The organism is Longimicrobium sp., from assembly GCF_048594345.1.
In the GTDB taxonomy this organism is placed as follows: domain Bacteria; phylum Gemmatimonadota; class Gemmatimonadetes; order Longimicrobiales; family Longimicrobiaceae; genus Longimicrobium.
On the sequence record NZ_JBMDXM010000203.1, the window covers coordinates 21,642 to 41,924 of the forward strand.

Genomic DNA, 20,283 nt, shown 5'->3' on the forward strand with positions numbered 1-20,283 from the left:
CCGCGTTCTGCGCGGCGCTCCTTCGAAATGACAGATGTGCGTGGCTGGATCGTCCGCCGCTTAAGCCATCACGACGACCTTGAGCGGCGTGCATGCGCCACGTAGGTTGCTCGCGCCCATCCCGATCGTATCCGACCCACCCTGCCTGCTTCCGTGCATCCACCGCCTCCACATCCCGCAGCACTCCCGCGCCACATTCGTGCGGCGGTGCGGTGGATGACGACGCGCCTGCGGGGCTTCGCGCGCCGCGTTGCCGCTCCGCTGGCCGCGACGCTCGTTCTTGCCTCCTGCGGGCGGGGCGGGACGGAGGACGCCGCGAAGCCGCCGTTCCGCTGGGGCGGGGACGCGGAGGGCGGCGCGCCGTTCGTGGAGGCAGACCTGGCGGACCCCGCGAAGGTAAGCGGCTTTGACGTGGAAATCGCGGAGATGATGGCGCGCGGGCTGGGGCGCGACCCGCGCTTTGTGCAGGTGGGGTGGGGATCCATCCCGCAGTCGGTGGAGCGGGGCGACGTGGAGGTGGGCATGTCGGGGATCGAGGACAGCCCCGCGCTGCGCGCCCGCTACGCCGTCTCGCTCCCGTACTTCGAGTTCCAGGAAGTCCTGGCCGTGCGCCCGGCCGATCGCGACCGCTTTCGCACCCTGGCGGATCTGGCCGGCCGGCGGGTGGCGACGCTCGGCGCGACGATGGCGTACGACATCCTCCTCAAGGAGCGCGCGCGCACCGGCCTGGTCCCCGTCTCGTACGACGACGACATCCACCCCTACCAGGACCTGGTCGCGGGGCGCGTGGACGCCGTCCTGCTGGACAACGTCATCGCCGAGCGGTCGCTGCGGCGCACGGGCGGCTTCATCATCCAGCCGCAGCCCGTGGCGACGGGGCACTACGTGGCGCTCTTTGCCCGCGGCGACGCCGCGCTGCGCGACTCGGCGGACGTGGTACTGCGGGCACGGATGCAGGACGGGTCGCTGGAGCAGACCTTTCGCCGCTGGGGCGTGTGGAGCGACGCGCAGGGGGAGTACTTTCGCCGCGTCCTTGCCCAGGCGCCGGCCGCGGACGCGGAGGCGGCAACCAGCGACCGCATGCTTCGCGCGTATCTTCCGTCGCTGCTGCGCGCCGCCGGGGTTACGCTGCTGCTCTCGCTGCTGGCGATGGCGCTGGCGGTGAGCGTTGGCGCGGCGGTAGCGGCGGGACGGGTGTACGGGCCGCCGGTGGTCCGCGCCGCCCTGACCGTGTACGTAGAGGTGGTGCGGGGGACGCCGGTGCTGCTGCAGCTGTTCGTGATCTACTACGGGCTTTCCGGCTTTGTGCGCCTCCCCGCCTTTGCGGCGGCGGTCATCGGGCTGGGGCTGAACTACGCGGCGTACGAGTCGGAGATCTACCGCGCCGCGCTGATGGCCATCCCCCGCTCGCAGCTGGAGGCGGCGCGCACCCTGGGATTGTCCGAGGGGCAGGTGCTGCGCCTGGTGCGCGGCCCGCAGGCGCTGCGGCTGGCACTGGCACCCATGACCAACGACTTTGTGGCGCTGCTCAAGGATTCGTCGCTCGTTTCCGTGATCACCGTGGTGGAGCTGACCAAGCAGACGGCGATCTGGGCCACCAACGTGGGAAGCTGGCTGGTGCCGGGCATCGTCTGCGCGCTCTTCTATCTGGCGCTCTCGCTGCCGCTTTCCCGCTTTGCCCGCCGGCTGGAGCGGCGCTGGAGCCACGCATGAGCGGCGCGCTTTCCATCCGCGGCCTGCACGCGGAACGCGGCGGCAGGCCCGTGCTGCGCGGGGTGAACCTGGAGGTGGCGGCGGGCGAGGTGTGCGCGCTGATGGGCGTGTCGGGGGCCGGCAAGTCGACGGTGCTGCGGGCGGTGGCGGCGCTGGAGCCGTTCACCGCGGGCGGCATCGCCGCCGCGGGGTTCGAGCTGCGCCCGGGTCCGCTTCCGCGCGAGTCGCGGCTGCGGGGGCTGCGGAGCAAGGTGGGGATGGTGTTTCAGGCGCACTCGCTGTTCGAGCACCTTACGGCGCTGCAGAACGTGACGCTGGCGCCGGTTCACGCGCTGGGATGGACGCGGGCCAGGGCGGAGCAGGAGGCTGCGGAGCTGCTGGCGGCGCTGGGGGTGGGGGCTCGCGCCGGCGCGTATCCGCGCGAGCTTTCCGGCGGCGAGGCGCAGCGCGTGGCGATCGCGCGGGCGCTGGCCCCCGGCCCCATGGTGCTGCTGATGGACGAGCCCACCTCGGCGCTGGATCCCGCGCGCCGCGGGGCGCTGGGCGACACGCTGCGCGGCCTGGCCCGCCAAGGCCGCGCGCTGCTGGTGGCCACGCACGACGTCGATTTCGCCCGTGACGTTGCCGACCGCGTGGCCGTGCTTGCCCAGGGCGCCCTGGTGGAGTACGGCCCGTCGCGCGAGGTGCTGGATCGCCCCACGCATCCCGCCACGCGCGAGCTGCTGCGCGGCCCAGACCCCGCCCCGGCCTGAACGCGCGCGATCGGCCCGGATCCAGCCGCCATCGGCCGGCGGCGCGCGGATGCGAAGGCCCGCTGGCGCGCCCATCTATTCACTCGAAAGCAGAGGATTCTTGACGCGGCCGTCTGGCTGGCCGATAGTATTTCCGCCTGATATCCGCCTTCCCCTCGCGGCCGATCCGAACGATTTCTTCCGCGGCGCCCGCCCCGCCTCCCGGGCACGGATCCGCATCCCGACCCTCCGGTGAACGTTCCATGGCAAAATCCCGCCGCCCGGCACTCCTGGTCCATTTTCCCAGATTCCGCTGGCCCCAGCCGGAGCCGGTGGACACGGTGGACCCGCGGAAGTTCGATCCCATTCTGTACGCCCCGTTTCCGCCCGACCTGGTGCACGACTACACCGCGGACCTGGACGTGCTGGGCAAGCACCTGCTTCCGCAGTACGTGTATGAAGACGGCGAGGCCACGCGCAGCCAGAACGAGTTTCGCCGCGACCAGGTGATCCTCATCATCGGCGGGGTGATCGCGACGGGGCTGGCGGCGCTGCCGGGTGCGGTGCCGGGCGAATCGGGGGATACGGTGCGCGTGGTCGCGGCCCTTGCGGCGGCTGCCCTGGCGGCGTGGGCCTCGCGCTCCCGCGACCTGGCCTCGCAGGAGCGGTGGCGCACCAGCCGCCTGAAGGCCGAGCTGCTGCGCGGAGAGTACTTTCTCTACCTGGGCCGCGCCAAGCCGTACGACGTGGAGGGGTGCCGCAACCGCAACCTTATGCGCCGCGTGGCGGAGATCCGCAGCGGAGGTGCCGCATGAGCGCGGAGAAGCTGACCCCGCAGCAGAAGCAGTTTCTGGAGTTCTACGAGACGTACCGGCGGGGCGCCCAGAGCAAGTGGTACCGCAACCGATTTGAGACGTACGAGCGCGCGCATCGGCAGAGCGTGACGCTCACCACGCTGGTTCTGTTTCTCTCCTCTGCCGCGTCCATTCTCTCCGTGGCGTGGGAACGGCCGACGATCTGGCCAGGCGTGACTCTGTACTGGCCTGTCATCGCGGCCGTGTTGACGGCTGCGGGCACCGCGATCGCCGCCTACCGCTCGCTGTACGGATTCCAGGAGAACTCGCGCCTGTACCGCGACGCCGACAACTCCCTGGCCGCCGTTCTCGCCGACTCGCCGGTGGAGTGCGAGAACTGCCCCGAGGCCGCCATCCGCACCATCGGCGACTACATTCCGCGGGTGGAAGAGGTGTTTCGCCGCGAGCAGGGCCAGTGGGGCCAGCTGGTCGCCCAGATCCGCGCCGTCACCGTCCCCGGCGCCGAGAAAGAGGGCGGCGGCGATGACGCACTCGGCGGCGGGCCCGTGGGAGGTGGAGGAGGGGGCGGCGGCGGTGGTGGAAACGGCGGAGGCGGTGGGGCGCCGGTGAAGCCGGTAACCGACGTGGTGCTTGAGGATACGGTAGTCGATCCCGCCGGTGAGGGAACCGAGACCTCCGTCACGGAGATCACCGTCGTCTCCACGGGCGAGGTGGATGCGGACATCACGGTCGTTCCCCCGGTGGAACCCGGGACCCCGGAGAAGGAGGATCCCGATCCACCCTCGCCTGCCGCTCCGGGCGAGGCGGTCGGCTGAGAGAGGTGTTTCCAAACCGTCAGCAGAGCGTTGACCTCCTGATGGAGCGCCGCACCACAGACTCCTTTCACGTAAGGGGTTGGCGCCGACCGAAGACCTTGTCTGCCTGATATGGGGGCTCGAACGGCTCCCGGTGGCTGGGTCTCGGCGCGATCCGACAGAGATCCTTCGGTCGCGCGCACGTTTGGTGGTTATGAAAGGTCTGGGTGTGCGCTTCCCTCAGGATGACAGTGCGCCTCTGGGGAACAGATGAGATTCGGGGCAGGGGCCGCGCGGCTCCTGCCCTTCGTCTTTCGCGCGGGCGCGTGACCTGCGTGGCGAACTCGGCATGATCCAGGACCTGCATCCAGCTGCGGCCTCACGAGAGTCGGCTTCGCGCGCTCGGCGTTCGCGCTGGAAAGTCATGCGCGGCTGTGCGGCGGCCGTGCTGTTGCCGGCGGTTTCGGCGTGCGCGGCGCGGCTGGCGCCGGCGGACGCGCGAGCGCTGGGCGACGTGCTGTTCGCGCCGCCCACGCGGGCGGAGATGTGCGCGGTAGAGGCGGAGTGGGCGCGGCGGGACACGCGGTCGTACGATGCGCGGGTGGAGTGGAGCGGGGAAGGGCGCCGCGGGCGGACGCTGGTGCTGTCGCACACCGTGGATGGGTTGCGGCAGTACGGGGCCGTGCGCATCCCGGCGGGCGCCCAGGGGCGGCGGCTGCCCGTGCTGGTCATCGCGCACGGCGGCGACAAGGGAACGTCGGGCTACAACTTTGTCCGCGGCGGGCCCATCGCGGAGGGGTGGATCCAGGTGCTGCCGTCGTACCGGTCGGAGCGGCTGGCGGTGCGGCCGTTGCGCCGATACCGGTCGGAAGGGCGCCCCAGCCCGTGGGACCGCGACGTGGACGACGCGATGGCGCTGCTGAGCACCACGCTGCAGCAGGTGCCGGAGGCTGACAGCGCCCGCGTCGCCGTTCTCGGCCGCAGCCGGGGCGGCGGCGTGGCGCTGCTGATGGCCATCCGCGACCCGCGAGTCAAGGGCGTGGTGGATTTCTTCGGCCCCACCGACTTCTACCTTCCCGAGGTGCGCAGCCTTGCCGACCGCGCGCTGCGCAGCCGCATCCCCAGGCTCCCCGGCGCGGGCTACCTGGCGGACAGCGTGCTCTTTGCCCTGCGCGACGGCCGCACGACCGTACAGCGCGCGCGGTCGGAGCTGCTGCGGCGCTCGCCCGTCTACTTTGCGCACCGCCTGCCGCCCACGCAGATCCACCACGGCACCCGCGACGACGAGGTGCCCATCGTCCACAGCCAGCGGTTGATGGATGCCTTTACGCGCATCGGCCGCCCGGCGCCGTTGTGGGAGATGAACCGCTACCCCGGCGGCGGCCACCGTCCGCACACGCTCACCGGCGCGCAAACGCGTACGGACGCCTGGCTGCAGCGCGTGATTGCCTCCGGCGCCGCGCCGCCCCGAACCACCATCACCTCCGCCTGCTGATCGTGCCGAATCGTCCATCCACCGCCGCCGCCGCGTTGCTGCTGGCGGCTTCCGCGTGCGTCAAATCCCACGTGCCGCCGGAGGAACGCCCCATCGGCACCGGTCGATACGAGTACGCCGCGGCCCTCCGCTTGCCCGGCGATATGGCGATCGACCTGGCGGGAGGAACGCTGGTGGTGAACGCCAGCACACCCGATTCGCTTGCGGGGCGATGGGAGGTCACGGGATACGATCCGGAACTGCGCGAGAACCGCTGGAACGTGGCCTCGTACGAGGTGCAAGCGCGCGTGGTGTGGGGCGCCGACACGGTGGCCGTCATCCACCACATCAAGCGGAGCCGCGATCCGCGCCGCCCGGAGTGCCGCGTCTCCGTTACGCGCACGGGCTATCACGAGAGCGGCGGCTGCACCCTGCGCCTCCGCTGATACTCCATCCGCAGAAAACCACGCAAAAACCCGGCGGATCGCTGTCATTCGGAGGAAGGCGCGCCCACGATCCTGTCGGCATGCACCAGAGCCCGTGTGCCGACCGAAGAATCTGCCGGATGGGCGCACCACCCGGTCGGCTACGGCTGGTTTCGGGGCGAGACCCCGCCCGTTTCCGACAGAGATCCTTCGGTCACGCGCAAGCTTTTGTGGTTGTGTGAGTTATGGGTGTGCGCTCCCTCAGGATGACAGTGGTTTCCCGGATGAGTCGACGGTTTTCCGGATGAGACGACGGTTTTCCGGATGAGTCGAGGATGTTCGGGATGAGCCGAACGGAATCGCGCTGAGCCGCGAAGGAATGAAATACGAGCCGCGGAGAACACATCTCCGCGGCTCGTCGTTTACTCCGCGTCTCCGCGTGAAAATCGCCTTTTACTGCGCCACGGTGCCTTCCGGCTCGCGGGACATGGCGTCCAGGTCCAGCTCGGCGGAGGGCGTGAGGTCGGCGTCGAGCACGCGCTGCATGTAGCGAAGTGCCTGCTTGGTGTCGATCGGTTCGATGGAGGCCACGCAGTCGGCGGGGACGTGCACCTTGTAGCCGCGCATGTAGGCGTCGCTTGCCGTCATCATCACGCAAATGTCGGCGGTCAGCCCCGTCAGGATCACGTGGCGCGTCTGCAGGTGCTCCAGCAGCGTGGCCAGCGTGCTTTCAAAGAACGCCGAGTGCTTGGGCTTGAGCACAAAGTAGTCTTCGCGCTCCGGCCGCAGCAGCTCCACCACCTTCTGGCCGCGCACGCCGTCTTCCAGGCAGTGCTTTACCACCTCGCGAAAGTCCGAGCGCCACTTGCCAAAGTTGTCGTTGGCGTAGATCACGGGAATGCCGCGCGCCCGCGCCTCCTTTTTGAGCGCCGCGATGCGCTCCGCGGCGGCCTGCGCCGGCTGCACCACGTTTTCGCCCCCCGGCCACTCCAGGTCGTTGATCATGTCGATCACCAGCAGCGCGACCGGGCAGTCGTCGGGCGCGTTTCCGTGCAGGTCGGGGCTGTCTTGCGGCATGCGAGTGCGAAAGTGCGAGGGTGCGAAAGTAAACGCGCGGAGCCGACGGCGCCTTCCGCACACGTTACAACACGCACACCTCCGCCGACAGCCCGCCTTGCCTCGCCGCCCCCCGCCACGTACCCTCCATCGTCGTCCTCCCCTCACCCTCGCACTCTCGCACTTCCGCACTTTCGCACTCGCATGCGAACCATCGCCGTCCAGATCCGCACCGCGTGCAGCGCCTGTGGAAGCCCGCTGCCGCTGAACGCCATGACGCCGCGGCTGGCCTGCCCCGCCTGCAGCACCGCCAACGACCTGGGCGGCGACTTCTGGACCCACGTGCTGGGCGACGAGGACCTGGGCAGCGCGACGATCCTCCTGCAGGGGCGCGAGGTGGCGCTGGAGGCGGACCTTGTCGACGACCCCGCGTGCGCGGCGTGCGGCGCGGGCATCCCCGCCGATAGCGTGATGGCCGCCGCGGACGCGGGCGGCGTCGCCTGCCCGGCGTGCGGGGTGCGTGCGCTGGTACGCGTTCCCGAGCGGCCGTGGGTGGTCTCCGGCTTTCCGCTGCTGGTGGGGGAGGATGCGCTGCAGCTTCCCGCCGCCGGCGCTACGGTGCCAGTTCCGATCGGGGCTTCGTCTCCGGTGGCGTTCAACTGCCCGACCTGCGGCGGCGTGCTGCAGGTGGATGGGACGGCGCGCGTGGTGAAGTGCGGGTACTGCGCGGGTTCGGCGTACCTGCCGGACGGCCTGTGGCACGTCTTTCATCCGGTGCCGGTTACGCGGCGGTGGTACCTGCTCAACGAGCCGCAGGTGCGCAAGGCGCACCGCCGCGTCGCGAAGGACGCGGCGACGGAGCCGGAGCGGCTGGAGGAGCTATCGCACCATCTTGACCAGGAGGTGCGCGAAGCGGTTGCCGCCAACCCCCGCACGCCCACCGCCACCCTGCGCCGCCTGGCCGACGACGACGTGCTGGCCGGCGCGGCGCTGGAGAACCCGTCGTTTCCGCGCGAGGCGTGGCCAGAGTTGGCGGCGGGGAGCCGCCCCTGGCTGCTGGAGCGGATCGCGCGCGCGGCCGACGCTCCGCCCGACGCGCTGCGCACCGTCGTCCAGCAGGTGGCCGCGCGCCTCGCCGGCGACTGGCGGGGCGACGAGGATTTCTTCGATGATTCCGACATGGGCGACGTGCTGGAGCGGCTGGCAGAAAACCCCGCCACCTCCGCGGAGATTCTGACGCAGGTGTGGAGCCTGAACGCCCGGCGCGACGATCCGGGCGACTACGGCGAGGTGCTGGCCCGCCACCCCAACGCGCCCGCTGAACTGCTCGCCGAGCTGGCCGGCAGCGGCGGCGACTCCGTCCGCGAAGCCGTCGCCGCGCATCCGCGCACCGCGCCCCCGGTCTTGGAGCGCCTGGCCGCGGACGCCGAGTGGAGCGTTCGCGAAGCCGTCGCCAGGCGGACGGACCTTTCCCCGGAAGCGCTCAAGCGTCTGGGAAAGGATGAAGAGTACTCCGTCCGCGAAGCCGCCCGCGCCAACCCCGCATACCCGCGCTTCTCACTGCGGCGGATGCTGTTCGGGGGATGATGCACGGCCGATCGTGGCCAGGCTTCCTACCTCACCCTCGCCTCACCACGGGCGCAAAGCCCTCCCCAACGCCGCGGGACCTCGTATCACGAGCAGGTGAAGCCCCGCCGGGCGAGCTCTGCGAGACCAGGGCGGGGCTTATGGCCGTCATAGCCGCGGGTTTCAACCCGTGGTGCAGGCGGGGCGGACCATCGATGCCGCGGGTCCGTCATCGATTCACCCGTTCACCCCGTCACCCGTTCACACCCTCACACCCTCACACCCTCACACCCGCAGCGTCTCCCACGTATCCGCCAGGCGCTGTGCCAGGCTGCGCTGGCGCTCGCGCAACTCCAGCAGCGCCTGCCCGCGTCGCGCCCGGATGAAGAAGCGCCGTGCCTCGCCGCTGGCGCGCCGCCACATGTCGATCACGATCACCGTCAGGATGGCGACGATCGGCAGCAGGATCAGCGCGGGAAGGCCGATCTTCCATCCCCACCTCCACCACGCCGCGCCCGCCAGCAGCACCGTCCACACCAGGTGCAGCACGATGCCGATGAGCGCCTTGTAGGTGGCGCGGATGTCCCGCGGCGGCTTTGCGCGGTCCGCCAGAAAGCCGGTGAGGCGGTAGGGGATGTAGAACAGCGCCAGCCCCACCATCGCGATGGGGAGCAGCGTCCGCAGCACCGTGAGCTGGCGAAAGGTCCACCTGGCCGCCTCGGCCGCGCTGGCGGAGGCCTTTACCTCCACCGGCGTCATCCGGAGCACCCGCAGCGTGCGCACGTGCTGGTGCACCGCGCGGGCGAGATCCTCCCATTCGCCGGGGCGCTCGGCGCGCAGGAGGGCCAGTGCCGCCGTGGTGTTGCGGGTGCGCCCCACCCGCGCCGCGGGCGAGGGGTTCGTGGGGAACTCGGCCGCGTAGACGGCTTCGGCCATCTCCACCAGCGGCGCATCTTCCCACCGCTCCAGGTTCACCGTCACCGCCTGCAGCGCCGCGTCGATGCGCGCCGTCAGCCGGCGGACGGCCTCGTGGTCATCGGCCCCGCGCCCCTGCAGCCCCTCCCACTCCACCGGCTCGCCCACCACCGCCAGCGCCTCGCTGCGAAAGGTGTCCTTGCGGCGAAAGGTGAGCCCCACGGGGACGATGGGGATGGGCCGCCCCAGCAGCGCCGAGGCGCCCAGCGCAATGCGCGCCGCTCCCGTCTTGAGCGGCGCCAGCGACGGCTGGCTGTGGCTGATCCCCTCGGGAAAGATGGCCACCGCCGCGCCCTCGGCCAGCACGGAGTACACGGTGCGAAAGCTGTCCTCGTTCTTCGCCACCTCCGCCTCGTCGTCCGCGCGGCGGTAGACGGGGATGGCGCCCGACCCGCGCACCAGCCAGCCGACCAGGGGGTCGGTAAAGAGCGGCGCCTTGGCCAGGAACCGCACGGGCCGCTCCGCCACCGCCGCCACCAGCGCCGGGTCCATCAGCGAGTTGGGGTGGTTGGCCACCAGCAGCACCGGCCCCCGCGCCGGCACCTTTCCCCCCGCCATCCCCAGGCGGTAGAACGTGGTGGTGACGAGCTTGGAGAACTTCGGAAAGAACGGAAGAAGCCACACGGCAGGGCAGGGGATTCAGACGAACGGCATGAGGCAGGCACAGGAAAGGTAGGCGGAGCAAGCAGGATCGGGCAACGGCCCGTCGCCGCGGCACACATCGAACTGTGTCCGCGGGCCCCTTCCACGTCCCGCGCCGCGCCAGCCGCAACGCACTGCCCTCTGCCCCTCGCCCCACCCCTCCCCCGAAGTTGGGGGAGGGGTCGCCAGCCGTCGCGAGGAACGAGCGAAAGGCCTGGCGGGGGAGAGGGCCTCCGAGGGTCGCGCCGCCCCCTTCACCCGTTCACCCGTTCACCCCTTCACCCGTTCACCTCCTCACGTCGCCCCCCAGATGCTCGGCCCCGCCTGCGGCACTGGCGGCGCGGCGTTCACGGCCGCGGCGGCGCCGTTGAACGCCTCCCACTCGGCGCGCAGCCTGGTGTACAGGTCGTGCAGCGGCGTGCCGGGGTTCTCGTACTTGCCCTCGTGGTCCTCCACCAGGTGGCGCAGTAGCACAAAGCAGCAGGTCGCCTCGCCCGCCAGGGACACGGTCTTGAACTGCGAGGGCGCCGTGAACCAGAGCGTCGTCGGCATGCGCTCCGCCGCCTGGGCGAGCGTCACCAGGTCGGGGGTGGGACGCAGCCAGGGGTGGTTCTCGAAGAGCGTGGGGTGGTTGCGCGCCATGGAATAGATGAGGTTCGAGATGCGCCGCCCCTCGAAGTCCCGGTCATCGAACACCCTTCCGAACACCAGCCGGCGAATGCGCGCCATGAAGATGCTGGAGGTAAGCGCCAGCAGCGACGTCACCCGCAGCACCATCATCTGAATGAACTCCGGCGTGGTGAGCTTCTTCATGCTCTTCCACGCCTCCACCTCCACCGTGTTCTCCAGCAGCCGGTCCACGTCCTTCAGCCGCCGGTGCCCCCACCACAGCCCGCCCGCGACGCCCGCCGCCAGCAGCCCCGGCACGCCGTACAGCAGCACGTTCTCCGCCTCCCATCTGCCCTCGCGGATCGCGCGGATTCCGTGCACCGTCAGCACCACCGCCGACGCCAGCGCCAGCACAAAGAGCAGCCGCCCGATCCAGAACACCCCGTTCAGCGTGAGCCATCCGCGCCGTGTGGGATTGGCCGGCACGGAGTACATCTCGGTGTTGCGCGCGCTCACGTCGGAGATGATCAGCGTGGTGGCCGTGGATTCGCCGAACGCCAGCAGCAGGCTTTCCACCCCCTGGTTGTCGTACACGCCGCCGTCCATCAGCGGCAGCCCGCTGTCGAAGTCCGGCCCCAGCTCGTTGAGCGCCGCGTCCAGCGGGTACTGCGCCGGCCAGTGGAACTGCTGCGGAAACACCAGCGGTTCGAACCCGCCGGGAAAGCACGACGACGCGGCCACGATGTCGGCCACGCGGACGTGCTGCGCCACGGCGCGGGGCAGGGGATAGTTGCGGTTGCCCAGGATGGTCCGCGGCCGGTTGCTCTTGCGGAAGCGAAAGTCCAGCCCGGTGTGGAACTCGGTGGAGTTGAAGATGGCCTCCTCCAGCTGCAGCCCCCTGGCCCCCAGCACGTCGCCGAACCTGCGGTCTCCGAACAGGTTGGGCCGCGCGTACACGTCCGCCGCCGCGCCAATCAGGCTGGCCCAGCTATGGCTGGAATGGTCGCGGTTGCCGGTGAGCCCTTCCATGGCCTGGGCGATCACGTTGTTGCTGATCAGGTACTTGGAAAACTGGTCGTAGAACTGATCGAACGTCCTGCCCTCGATAAGGCTCACCACCCACGCCATCCCGCAGATGGTGCCGCCGGAAACGGTGGACAGGCCCACCACGCTGGGAAGCAGGCCCACGCGGTCCATCAGCCGCAGGGTGCCCAGGTGGTACGCCGCCGCGCGGTACCCGCCGCCGGACAGCGAGAGCGCCAGATTCCCCAGCGGGCGCAGCGGATCGAACGGCGCCTCGGTGGGGCTGCTCGCGATGGCGGCTACCGGAGGGGATGCGGACGGAAGGTCGGTCGATGGGACGGCTGCGGGCGTCGGGTCTGACATCGGGGGCCTCGGGACGGGCGGGGAGTGGATGGAAGACGAGGAATAGAAAGCCTCTACCTTCCATCGGTCAATGAACTCCTCGCCCATCCCCGGGAATTGTCCCCAGACCTGCGGATGGAGGGCCGTCGGGCGCCTACTCGCCTTCGATGACGAGCGGCTGGTACTCCGGGTGCCGCTCGACGTAGGCGCGGACGAAGGGGCACCACGGCGCCACCTTCATCCCCCGGCCCTTCGCGTCGTCCAGCGCGTGCTTTACGATGCGCCCGCCGATCCCCTGGCCCTCCAGCTCCGGCGGCACCTCGGTGTGGGTAAGGTACAGCGCCCCGTCGCGCTCCATGTACTGCAGCACGGCCGTGCCGCCTTCCACCGCCAGCTCGTAGCGGCTCTGCTGCTTGTTGTCGGTAATCCCGCCCTGTTCCTGCGCCATCCATCCTCCGTTGTGTCGCGCGTGCGCCGTGCTCCGTCTCGCCGCAGAGCCTGCCACCCCTGCGCAACCGCCGGACCACTCGGGCCGCGCCGCGCGGAACGCTGATGAGGCACAAAATTGCCGTTTCCCCATAACCGTCCGAGATAGGCACGGTTCAAGGGTGCCGGCGGCGTTCTATGTCGTTCACTTGATGGTGCAGAGAATTTCTTTGCTCGGCATCTGTGGTCGATGACCAGATGCTCCGCCAGCGCCGGTTGAGAACCGTAGTTCCGCCGCCCGATTCCTCCCTGAGCGGAGTTGTTTTGGACAGCGTCGAGACTGATCCGATCGCCTTTGTAGTCGGAACCTACGGCAGGATGCTGATAAACGAACGTGCCGCGTTCGCTACGACGGCGTCGTCCGCCGAACGTAGCTCGTCCAGCAGAGCCCGCACTTCCGGAAGGACGTTCACGAGTTCGCCACGCTCGTTCAAGGCTGCGTCACCCGACATCGTCCACGTCCGCGCAAGTCTGCCCGGACGCGGCTCCAGGAGATCGCGCATGTCCAGGTAGATGCCAGGCTGCGCAAAGCTGGCCAGGAGGCCAAGGGCATACACGCGAACGGTTGTGCCTGCGCCGGGATCCTCCGCCACGGCGCGAACGGCGTTGAACAGCTCTCGCGTGGGAAAATGCCGGCTTGCGCCGGCAAGCTTCGCGAGCCTGTCTCGATCGGAAGGAAGCGTTTGTGTCCATGCTGCAGCCAGCGCGGGGCCGCCTGTTTGGTCGCACGCCCTGATCGCACCGTACGCCCACTCGCGGTGTGGGGCAGGTTCACCAGTCCGGATGATCTGAGCGGCAAGCCGACAATCGTTCCGGACGTGAACGTCGCGCTGCTCTTCTTGCGCCGTGAGGGCAGGCGGCGCCACGATGAGTCCGGCAGTAAGGCAAAGCAGTATCTTGTTCATCTCTATCTCCACCTGAACGTGCAGCCGAACCGCACCGGGTGATTCGTGTCCACTTCGTAATCACTGACGGCGTCGGCGTGCACTCCAACAGGGTTGAGCCGGCTCAGCGCCAGTTGCCCAAGGGCAGGAAGCGCGTCATTAGGAGCAACGAGATCTTCAACGGCTCTTCCTGCGCGGGAGCGATACTCTCGCAGGTATACTCCCGTATGAGCATTTGGATTCACCGGGAAACCTTCGTGCGCGAGGATCTGTTCTACATAGCGTGAAAACCCTCTTTGCAGACAAGGGGCTCCAAACGCGGGAGGAGTTACTGCTTGCCGCCGGTAGAACGCCCCGCGGTTTTCCATCTCCGGGTGCACCATGACCAGGAGTTCGAGTTCGATTGGCACTGCCTTCAAGAATGCGAGCCGATGGTTCGGACCATAATCGTCAATGTAGTCGACGACGTCGCTCGTAACGTAGACGCTTCCCCCTGCTGCCATCCGGCCGAGATCGTGGTCTGCCAGTGGCTGCGCGCCCACGATTTCACCAACGGATGCGACGGCATTGTACTCCTGAAGCGTTCCCCGCCGGATCTCGTACTTGATGGGCTCATCTGACCAGTCGCGAGCTTCTACCTGAACCGAAACCGACTGCTCGACAGCAGGAGCACCGTCGATGCTCGCCAGAACATGGATCGTTCCGCTGATCGCCAGTTGTCCGCTCCAGGACAGCCCCATCTCAGGGCTGTCTTCCTCCGTAGGGAACTGATAAGGTTGGCCCCGGCTGTCGACCCCAGAAAACCACCACTTCTCAACTTCTATCTTACCTCCCAGCGGATCACTCGCCACGGCACATGCAATCGTCCCTCCCCGCCGAACCACGACGCCGCTGCCCCGTGCACCATTACACTCCAGCCTCAACTCGCGATCGGGGTGCTTCTGTACTCGCACGATCCTGTCCGTTTCCACTGGTGCACCTTCGACGTACGAGGACACGTGGAGACGGCCGCTTACTTTGGGCTCGAACTCGCAAACGGGTCGGCCGGAGCAGACTTGTTCAGCCCGGGACAAGGGGGAAGCAGTGCCGGTCGTGTCGGTTGGGTACCACATCCACTGAACATCCCCAGGTTGTCCGTGGGGGTAGCGCAGGCGCAAGTCTCCCCACGGACGGGCTGTGAAGACCGCTGTTTCTCCAAGGGCAACTGAAGTGGGACCGTCCATGATCAGCGGCTCCGCGATGGCCGTTGCGGTCACCACGTGCGACGACACGACCCAGTGATCTTCCAGCCACGTCTTCACCAGCGGACGGTAGCTCGTATCTGGCTTGATCCAATCCGGTCCATCTGGGGTGCAGTACGGTTTACCGGCTCGGCAGTAGTAGTAGAATACCTCTGCCCCTGGCATCCGCTCGCGCTCGGCCCACACCTCGGTCGGCTGTGCGCCTGTGCGCACCATCAGCACGAGGTCGCTTCCGTTCGCCGCCGGACGGAAGAAGTACGATATCCTGGTGAGGTTTGAGGGGGAAAGACGCAGCCATACATTCGTTGCACCCCGGCCGGTGCTCTCCGTTGATTCAACCGGCGAATACGACCTTTCGATGTGACCTTGCCCGGCGCTGCCTCCCAGGTACGGATTGCGTACCGCCTCCAGAGTGCCGCTGATGCGAAGAAGCACGTAGCTGTTCGGCTGCAGCGGCGGGATGCTGGTTGGCTCCAGCCGCACTTCACTGGTTGGGCTCTCTCCCGGCACCGGCATGCGATTGGGGGCGGCATAAGCGCCCAGCAATACGGCACTTTCGGCTCGCGATTCCGCGGTCGGGGACACGTGTACGGAGCCCGCCGGATTCGGCAGGTCGCAGGCAGTCAGGACCAGCGCCAACCACAGAAACGTTCTCCGGCTTGGGGCTGCAGGATGCATTCTCGAGCCAGTTTCAAGTCGTTGGGCAGTGGAGGACGGGGCCGTCCGAAGCGACCGGGGCGCCTGCCAGGGAGCAGTATGGGATCGCAAGATAGGGTCACGCTACCTTCGGGCAAATTGGTGTAGGACGAAGGATCTCTCGTTATGTGGCTTCCTCCATCCTCTCCAAGCTGTGCGACAATGATCCATCCTCCACCCGGCACGCCCGCGAACGACGGAGCCCACCCCGCGCGGCGGGGTGGGCCCGGAAGGTCGCCGGAGGCGCGGCGCTCAGGGGAGCGGCGGCAGCAGCAGGGTGATGGACTTGTAGACGACCGGGTGGTGTAGCGCGTTCCATCCGTCGATGACGCGCGACGAGGCCGCCAGCCGGAACGTGTGCGCGCACCGCCGCGACGAATCGTCGCCCGCCACGGTGGCCTCCCACACGGGCGATGGCACCACCGCCCCGGCCGGGCCCGCCCATTTGCGCGTGGGCGACACGTGCGCCGCGTACGAGTCGCTGGCCACCGGCTTGGACTTGTTGTCGCCCCACAGCGCGATCAGGCTCCAGCTCCCCATGTGCTGCTCGGGGTCCTGCGCGGTAATGCCGAAGGTGAACTGGTCGCTGCCGCTGGTCACCAGCCCGCAGGTGCCCACCTCGCCGCCGTCGTGAAAGATCTTTTCGATCGCCACCAGCGGCGCCGTGTTGTCGATCTGCACCACCACGCTGCGCCCCGCGTCGGCGCCGCCGCCGATCTCCGTGGCCTCGCTGGTGCCGGTGAAGATGCGGAGGGTGATCTGGTGCAGCCCGTTCGTCAGCCCGGCGGTGTTCAGCAGGTAGCCCAGCCAGTGGTTGTACCACAGCTCGCTGGGCGCGCGCACCCGGTAGTAGCCGGTCGCCGAGGGGTTCACCGCCTGCGCCTGGAAGCGGTTGGTGGACGTGCTCCAGCGGTAGTCCGTAAAGCTCTGCCGCGGCTCCACGCCGTCCACCTCCAGCTTGTAGTAGCGGGCGCCCTCGGCGTACGCGCGCTCGTGGTTGAACATCACCGGCAGCGTGCCGCCAAAGGGCGCGTCCTTCACCTGGAAAAAGTAGCCGGGATCCGCCGTGGTGTCGGCGTAGCCGTCCGTGGCCGGATTCAGCGGCGTGGAGCGGCTGATGCGGTCCGCCGGCACGTGGCCGATCCCCAGCAGCATGGTCCCCGCCGGCGTGTAGATGGACGAGGTAAGGTCCAGCTGCGCGATGGTCTGGTCGCAGCACACCAGCAGCCGCGTGGGCGACACCACCGCCACGCTGGACGGGCGGAACGGCGTGGTGGCGATGACGGTCTTCGTGGCCGGCGCGTTCGCCAGGTTGATGCGGGTCACGCGGTTGCCCGGGTCGCGCTCGGCGATCAGGATCCCCGTTTCGCCCGCGTCCGTCCACGTCATCATGAACGGTGACGTCAGCCCGCCGATCACCTCCTCGCGGTGCCCGTTGTCCAGCCGCACGCGCACCACACGGCCCGTCCCCGCCTGCTCGGCCACGTACGCAAACTGCCGGTCCTGCGTAAGCAGCAGGCCAATGGCGTTCTGCAGCGCGGCCGAAAGCACCGTCTGCGCGCCGCTGGCCAGGTCGATGCGCAGCAGGCGGCCCAGCGGCGCGTACTCCACCACGTACGCCTGGTGGGTGGCCTCGTCCAGCACCAGCTGGTGCGGCGCCGTCATCCCCGACGAGACGACGGTGGCGTTGGCGCGGTTGGGGGCAACCGGGGTGTTCAGCGCCACGCGCAGCAGGCTGCCGGAGCGCTCGGTGATGTACGCGTGCGTTTCGCCGGCCGTCACCTTTACGTCTTCCGGCTGGTCGTAGCCGGTGCCCAGCACCTGGTACATGGGCGCCAGCTGGTACGTGGTCCAGCGGATCTGCAGGTCGTAGCCGTAGCTGAGCACCTGCGCCTTGGCCACGTTGCCGGCCGCGGTGCGCACGGCGAACACCGTTCCGTTGGTCAGCTGGTTCCCCGCGCCCACGCCGCCGTCGATCGGCGCAGCGGAGTAGGCCAGCCCCAGCAGCTCGGGATACGAGATGGCGTTGTAGTTCACCGCCCCCAGCCGGGCGAGCTGCGCGCCGCCCTGCGGGGTGAGCGCGCGTTCGGTGCTGGTCATCTGCCGCCACCACACCTCCGCGCCGGCGTCGGTGATGGTGCCGGTGTCAAAGTCGAACAGCCAGGTGCCGGGGATGGTGATGGTGCCCTGCGAAACGATGCTCGCCGAGGGGATCAGGTTGAGCCGCGACAGCTTGCCGCTGAACTCCACGAACACCAGCTGGTGCCCGGCCGCGCGGTAGTCGCTGCCGATGGCGCCGCCCAGCCCCGTCACCAGCTCCTCGGCCGCGGCGGTGCCCGCGGAAAAGATGGACTGCACCTGCACCTGCTGCGCGCCGGCGGTGGTTGCCTTGGGAATGCTCTTGGTCCTGGACATGTGGCGTGATCTCCCGGAGAGGAGTGGGGCCACGGGTGCGCCGCCGCGGGTGGGGTCCGTACCTGGGATGCGGGGCGCGGCGCGGCCGGAACGTGCGAAGCGCGAAGACCCGCGCTCCAGAGGGTGGCCCGCCCCGGGGCATAGCCCGCGCCGCTGTGCGGGGATGGCGCGCAAATCCACCTATCCTGATTCGAGATATGGATTTACACGCTGATGGGTACAGTCCGGCGGTGGGTGAAGGTGAGGCGGGGATGGTGCAGGTGAGATGCGCGTGCCCCAGTAGCAGATGCGGACCTCCGCTGTCAATCAAAATGTCACGTGGAGGGCGCCGGAGAGGCGTCCTACGTGCCGAGAAAGCGCTTCGCCACGCGGATGTAGCGGCGGTCCTGCTCCTCCTCCGGCAGCCCTTCGGCGGCCTGCAGCAGCTTGCGCACGTGGCGGTGCAGGCGCGGCTCGCCCCAGCGGTAGCCGGTGGCGGCCTCGGCGCTGGCGGTGTTGGCGTCGCGCGCCGCCTCGATCAGCGCCCGCGCCGCCGCGGCGTCGAACCTGGGGTCGTCCCGGTCGGGCAGCCCGAACAGCCCCGGCGGCACGAACCCCGAATCCTCCTTCACGAATGCACGTGACATCGATCACCACTCCGTTTCTGGTTGATCCGGCTCCGTGATCATCAAGCAAATCTGCTGCCTCGAACCAGATTCGAAAAAGAACAGCTCTCACGCGGAGACGCGGAGAGCGCGGAGGCGCGGAGACAGGGAGAGAGGGTTTCCGCGCCTCCGCAACCTCCGCGTCTCCGCGTGACACCTGCTGTTTTACGGAGTCGGAATCGGGCGAATCCGTTGCGTGACTGGCGGACGGCGGGGACGATTGGGTAGGATGCGGAAAGCGGCCCTCACGCCGATCACGGAACTCCTGAATCCGCTGCACGATGCTCTTGAAGTACTTCCGATCGCACGCGTTCGTCCTCATCCCCCTTCTTGCCCTCGCAGGCTGCGCGCTGGCCGGTCCGTCCGCCACGCGGCCTACCGGCGGCGCGGCGGGCGGCGTTCCGGTGCTGGCGTGGCACGGCTTCGCGGACTCGGCCGGCACCCGTCCCGGCTCGCTCACGGAGTCGTACGCCGCGTTCGAGGAGATGATCGTGTTTTTGCGCGAGAACGGCTTCCGCTCGGCGTTTCCGGAGGAGGTGCGGGCGGGGGCGGATGCGAGCGCGCGGCAGGTGATCCTCACCTTTGACGACGGCACCGCGGGACAGATGCGCGCCGCGGAGATTCTGGAGCGCCACGGCTTCCGCGGCATCTTCTTCGTCATCCCTACCCGCACGGGCAGCAACGACGGCTTTCTTGGCGCGGATGACCTGGAGCGGCTGGCGCGTGCCGGCCACCGGGTGGCGGCGCACGGATGGCAGCATCGCAGCCTCCCCGGCTCCGGCACCGAGGTGGCCGCATCGCTCGCGCGCTCCCCCACGACGTTGGGCGAGCGCGCCCAGCCGACCGCGAAGTACGATTTCGCCTTTCCCTTTGGCCACTACACGGACTACATCGCCGAGGCGCTGGCCGGCGGCTACCGCTACCTGCACACGGTGAATCCCGGCTACTGGGACGGCCGGTCGCCGCTGCTGCCGCGGATGCTGATCATGGCGGGCGTGAAGCCCGCGCTCTTTCGCGAGTACGTCCTTGCCGGCCGGCACTACCGTCCCACGCTGGAGCCGCTTACGCCGGACGGCGCCGTGGCCGGCCGCATCGCGTTCCGCGCGCACGGGCCCGTGCCGGATGGTCTGGAGCTGTTCGCCATCACGGCGGACGCGTCGGGCCGCAGCTACGTAAGCAATCCGCTGGGCGACCTGGCGCGGGTGGCAGGGGATACCGTGTGGGTGGATCTGGCGGGATACATGGCGCGGCACTATCCGCCGGGGCGTGCCGTGATCAGCTACGCACTCGTCACGCGCGAGAATGGGGAGATGCGGTACGCCTCGCCCGGGCTGCTGAACTGGACCGGCGATCCCATCGAAGCGTTTCGCCCCGCGCCACCGCCCGCGCGCCCGGACTCGGCCGCGGCGCCGGGCACCGACTAGCCGCCGCGGCAAACGACAGGGCCAAGGAACCTACCTTCCGACTGCTCCAACGCAGACGCGGCAGCCCGCATCGGCCCGCGGTTATGGCGACGCTTGAAGATGTCTCCGGTTGCGGACGCGCAGCCGTGTGGAACGCCGCACACACCCGTGCCGCCAAGTCCGCGCCAGGAGCGAATAAACATGAGTCCGGTCCAAGAAGTCACGATGGCTGATGCGGCGGTGTCAGGCGAATGCGGCCGTGGCCCATTGAGCGGGTCTCCAGAGGCGGATGAAGGCTCGGAACCGTCCGCGCAATCGCGGCCCCCGCCCGCCGGCATGTGCAACGAGG

At 69.1% G+C, this 20,283-nt stretch carries 16 protein-coding genes; 8 read left to right on the plus strand and 8 right to left on the minus strand.

Going from position 1 to position 20,283, the window contains the following annotated elements; genetic code table 11:
• Positions 1-216: 216 nt before the first annotated feature.
• The 6 genes from ACOJUJ_RS22110 to ACOJUJ_RS22135 all read left to right on the plus strand — a co-directional run bounded on the left by ACOJUJ_RS22110 (position 217) and on the right by ACOJUJ_RS22135 (position 5,973).
• Positions 217-1,713 carry an ABC transporter permease subunit gene (locus ACOJUJ_RS22110; protein WP_420129087.1) on the plus strand — a complete coding sequence of 499 codons (1,497 nt, stop codon included), beginning with the start codon at positions 217-219 and terminating at the stop codon, positions 1,711-1,713.
• A complete protein-coding gene (locus ACOJUJ_RS22115) occupies positions 1,710-2,465 on the plus strand; it encodes an amino acid ABC transporter ATP-binding protein (protein WP_420129088.1) in 756 nt (251 codons plus the stop codon). Before ACOJUJ_RS22110 ends, ACOJUJ_RS22115 begins: the two co-directional genes overlap by 4 nt.
• Before the next feature lie 242 nt (positions 2,466-2,707).
• Positions 2,708-3,259 carry a DUF4231 domain-containing protein gene (locus ACOJUJ_RS22120; protein WP_420129089.1) on the plus strand — a complete coding sequence of 184 codons (552 nt, stop codon included), beginning with the start codon at positions 2,708-2,710 and terminating at the stop codon, positions 3,257-3,259.
• A complete protein-coding gene (locus ACOJUJ_RS22125) occupies positions 3,256-4,074 on the plus strand; it encodes an SLATT domain-containing protein (protein ID WP_420129090.1) in 819 nt (272 codons plus the stop codon). The genes ACOJUJ_RS22120 and ACOJUJ_RS22125 overlap by 4 nt, the downstream gene beginning before the upstream one ends.
• 403 nt (positions 4,075-4,477) lie before the next feature.
• Positions 4,478-5,548, plus strand: coding sequence for an alpha/beta hydrolase family protein (locus ACOJUJ_RS22130; RefSeq protein ID WP_420129091.1), 1,071 nt, complete (start codon positions 4,478-4,480; stop codon positions 5,546-5,548).
• Positions 5,549-5,550: 2 nt separating this feature from the next.
• Entirely contained in the window at positions 5,551-5,973 is a 423-nt protein-coding gene (locus ACOJUJ_RS22135; protein WP_420129092.1) for a hypothetical protein, read from the plus strand.
• Positions 5,974-6,405: 432 nt separating this feature from the next.
• Here the strand turns inward: ACOJUJ_RS22135 and ACOJUJ_RS22140 are convergent, their stop codons facing one another.
• Positions 6,406-7,029, minus strand: a complete 624-nt coding sequence (locus ACOJUJ_RS22140) for a cysteine hydrolase family protein (protein WP_420129093.1) — start codon at positions 7,027-7,029, stop codon at positions 6,406-6,408.
• Between the two features lie 183 nt (positions 7,030-7,212).
• Between ACOJUJ_RS22140 and ACOJUJ_RS22145 the strand changes: the two genes are divergently transcribed.
• Positions 7,213-8,595, plus strand: a complete 1,383-nt coding sequence (locus ACOJUJ_RS22145) for a hypothetical protein (protein WP_420129094.1) — start codon at positions 7,213-7,215, stop codon at positions 8,593-8,595.
• 264 nt (positions 8,596-8,859) lie between these two features.
• Here the strand turns inward: ACOJUJ_RS22145 and ACOJUJ_RS22150 are convergent, their stop codons facing one another.
• The 7 genes from ACOJUJ_RS22150 to ACOJUJ_RS22180 all read right to left on the minus strand — a co-directional run bounded on the left by ACOJUJ_RS22150 (position 8,860) and on the right by ACOJUJ_RS22180 (position 18,513).
• A complete protein-coding gene (locus ACOJUJ_RS22150) occupies positions 8,860-10,173 on the minus strand; it encodes a lysophospholipid acyltransferase family protein (protein ID WP_420129095.1) in 1,314 nt (437 codons plus the stop codon).
• Between the two features lie 312 nt (positions 10,174-10,485).
• Positions 10,486-12,186 (minus strand): patatin-like phospholipase family protein, encoded by a 1,701-nt coding sequence (locus ACOJUJ_RS22155; RefSeq protein ID WP_420129096.1) that lies wholly within the window; start codon positions 12,184-12,186, stop codon positions 10,486-10,488.
• 133 nt (positions 12,187-12,319) lie between these two features.
• The gene (locus tag ACOJUJ_RS22160) at positions 12,320-12,613 is read right to left on the minus strand and encodes a GNAT family N-acetyltransferase (RefSeq protein WP_420129097.1); all 294 of its coding nucleotides are present in this window, start codon (positions 12,611-12,613) and stop codon (positions 12,320-12,322) included.
• Positions 12,614-12,959: 346 nt separating this feature from the next.
• Entirely contained in the window at positions 12,960-13,556 is a 597-nt protein-coding gene (locus ACOJUJ_RS22165; protein ID WP_420129098.1) for a hypothetical protein, read from the minus strand.
• Between the two features lie 2 nt (positions 13,557-13,558).
• The gene (locus ACOJUJ_RS22170; RefSeq protein ID WP_420129099.1) at positions 13,559-15,415 is read right to left on the minus strand and encodes a hypothetical protein; all 1,857 of its coding nucleotides are present in this window, start codon (positions 15,413-15,415) and stop codon (positions 13,559-13,561) included.
• A gap of 309 nt (positions 15,416-15,724) precedes the next feature.
• Entirely contained in the window at positions 15,725-17,887 is a 2,163-nt protein-coding gene (locus tag ACOJUJ_RS22175) for a hypothetical protein (RefSeq protein WP_420129100.1), read from the minus strand.
• 341 nt (positions 17,888-18,228) lie between these two features.
• Complete coding sequence (locus ACOJUJ_RS22180; RefSeq protein ID WP_420129101.1) at positions 18,229-18,513, minus strand: hypothetical protein; 285 nt, start codon at positions 18,511-18,513, stop codon at positions 18,229-18,231.
• A 305-nt stretch (positions 18,514-18,818) separates the two neighbouring features.
• On the opposite strand from ACOJUJ_RS22180, the gene ACOJUJ_RS22185 reads away from it, so the two are divergent.
• Positions 18,819-19,955, plus strand: a complete 1,137-nt coding sequence (locus tag ACOJUJ_RS22185) for a polysaccharide deacetylase family protein (protein ID WP_420129102.1) — start codon at positions 18,819-18,821, stop codon at positions 19,953-19,955.
• Positions 19,956-20,283 lie beyond the last annotated feature (328 nt).

Bases quoted from the DNA above. Each gene is read 5' to 3' on its own strand.
- ACOJUJ_RS22110 (WP_420129087.1), top strand. From the start codon at position 217: ATGACGACGCGCCTGCGGGGCTTCGCGCGCCGCGTTGCCGCTCCGCTG.
- ACOJUJ_RS22115 (WP_420129088.1), top strand. From the start codon at position 1,710: ATGAGCGGCGCGCTTTCCATCCGCGGCCTGCACGCGGAACGCGGCGGC.
- ACOJUJ_RS22120 (WP_420129089.1), top strand. From the start codon at position 2,708: ATGGCAAAATCCCGCCGCCCGGCACTCCTGGTCCATTTTCCCAGATTC.
- ACOJUJ_RS22125 (WP_420129090.1), top strand. From the start codon at position 3,256: ATGAGCGCGGAGAAGCTGACCCCGCAGCAGAAGCAGTTTCTGGAGTTC.
- ACOJUJ_RS22130 (WP_420129091.1), top strand. From the start codon at position 4,478: ATGCGCGGCTGTGCGGCGGCCGTGCTGTTGCCGGCGGTTTCGGCGTGC.
- ACOJUJ_RS22140 (WP_420129093.1), bottom strand. From the start codon at position 7,029: ATGCCGCAAGACAGCCCCGACCTGCACGGAAACGCGCCCGACGACTGC.
- ACOJUJ_RS22145 (WP_420129094.1), top strand. From the start codon at position 7,213: ATGCGAACCATCGCCGTCCAGATCCGCACCGCGTGCAGCGCCTGTGGA.
- ACOJUJ_RS22155 (WP_420129096.1), bottom strand. From the start codon at position 12,186: ATGTCAGACCCGACGCCCGCAGCCGTCCCATCGACCGACCTTCCGTCC.
- ACOJUJ_RS22160 (WP_420129097.1), bottom strand. From the start codon at position 12,613: ATGGCGCAGGAACAGGGCGGGATTACCGACAACAAGCAGCAGAGCCGC.
- ACOJUJ_RS22165 (WP_420129098.1), bottom strand. From the start codon at position 13,556: ATGAACAAGATACTGCTTTGCCTTACTGCCGGACTCATCGTGGCGCCG.
- ACOJUJ_RS22175 (WP_420129100.1), bottom strand. From the start codon at position 17,887: ATGTCCAGGACCAAGAGCATTCCCAAGGCAACCACCGCCGGCGCGCAG.
- ACOJUJ_RS22180 (WP_420129101.1), bottom strand. From the start codon at position 18,513: ATGTCACGTGCATTCGTGAAGGAGGATTCGGGGTTCGTGCCGCCGGGG.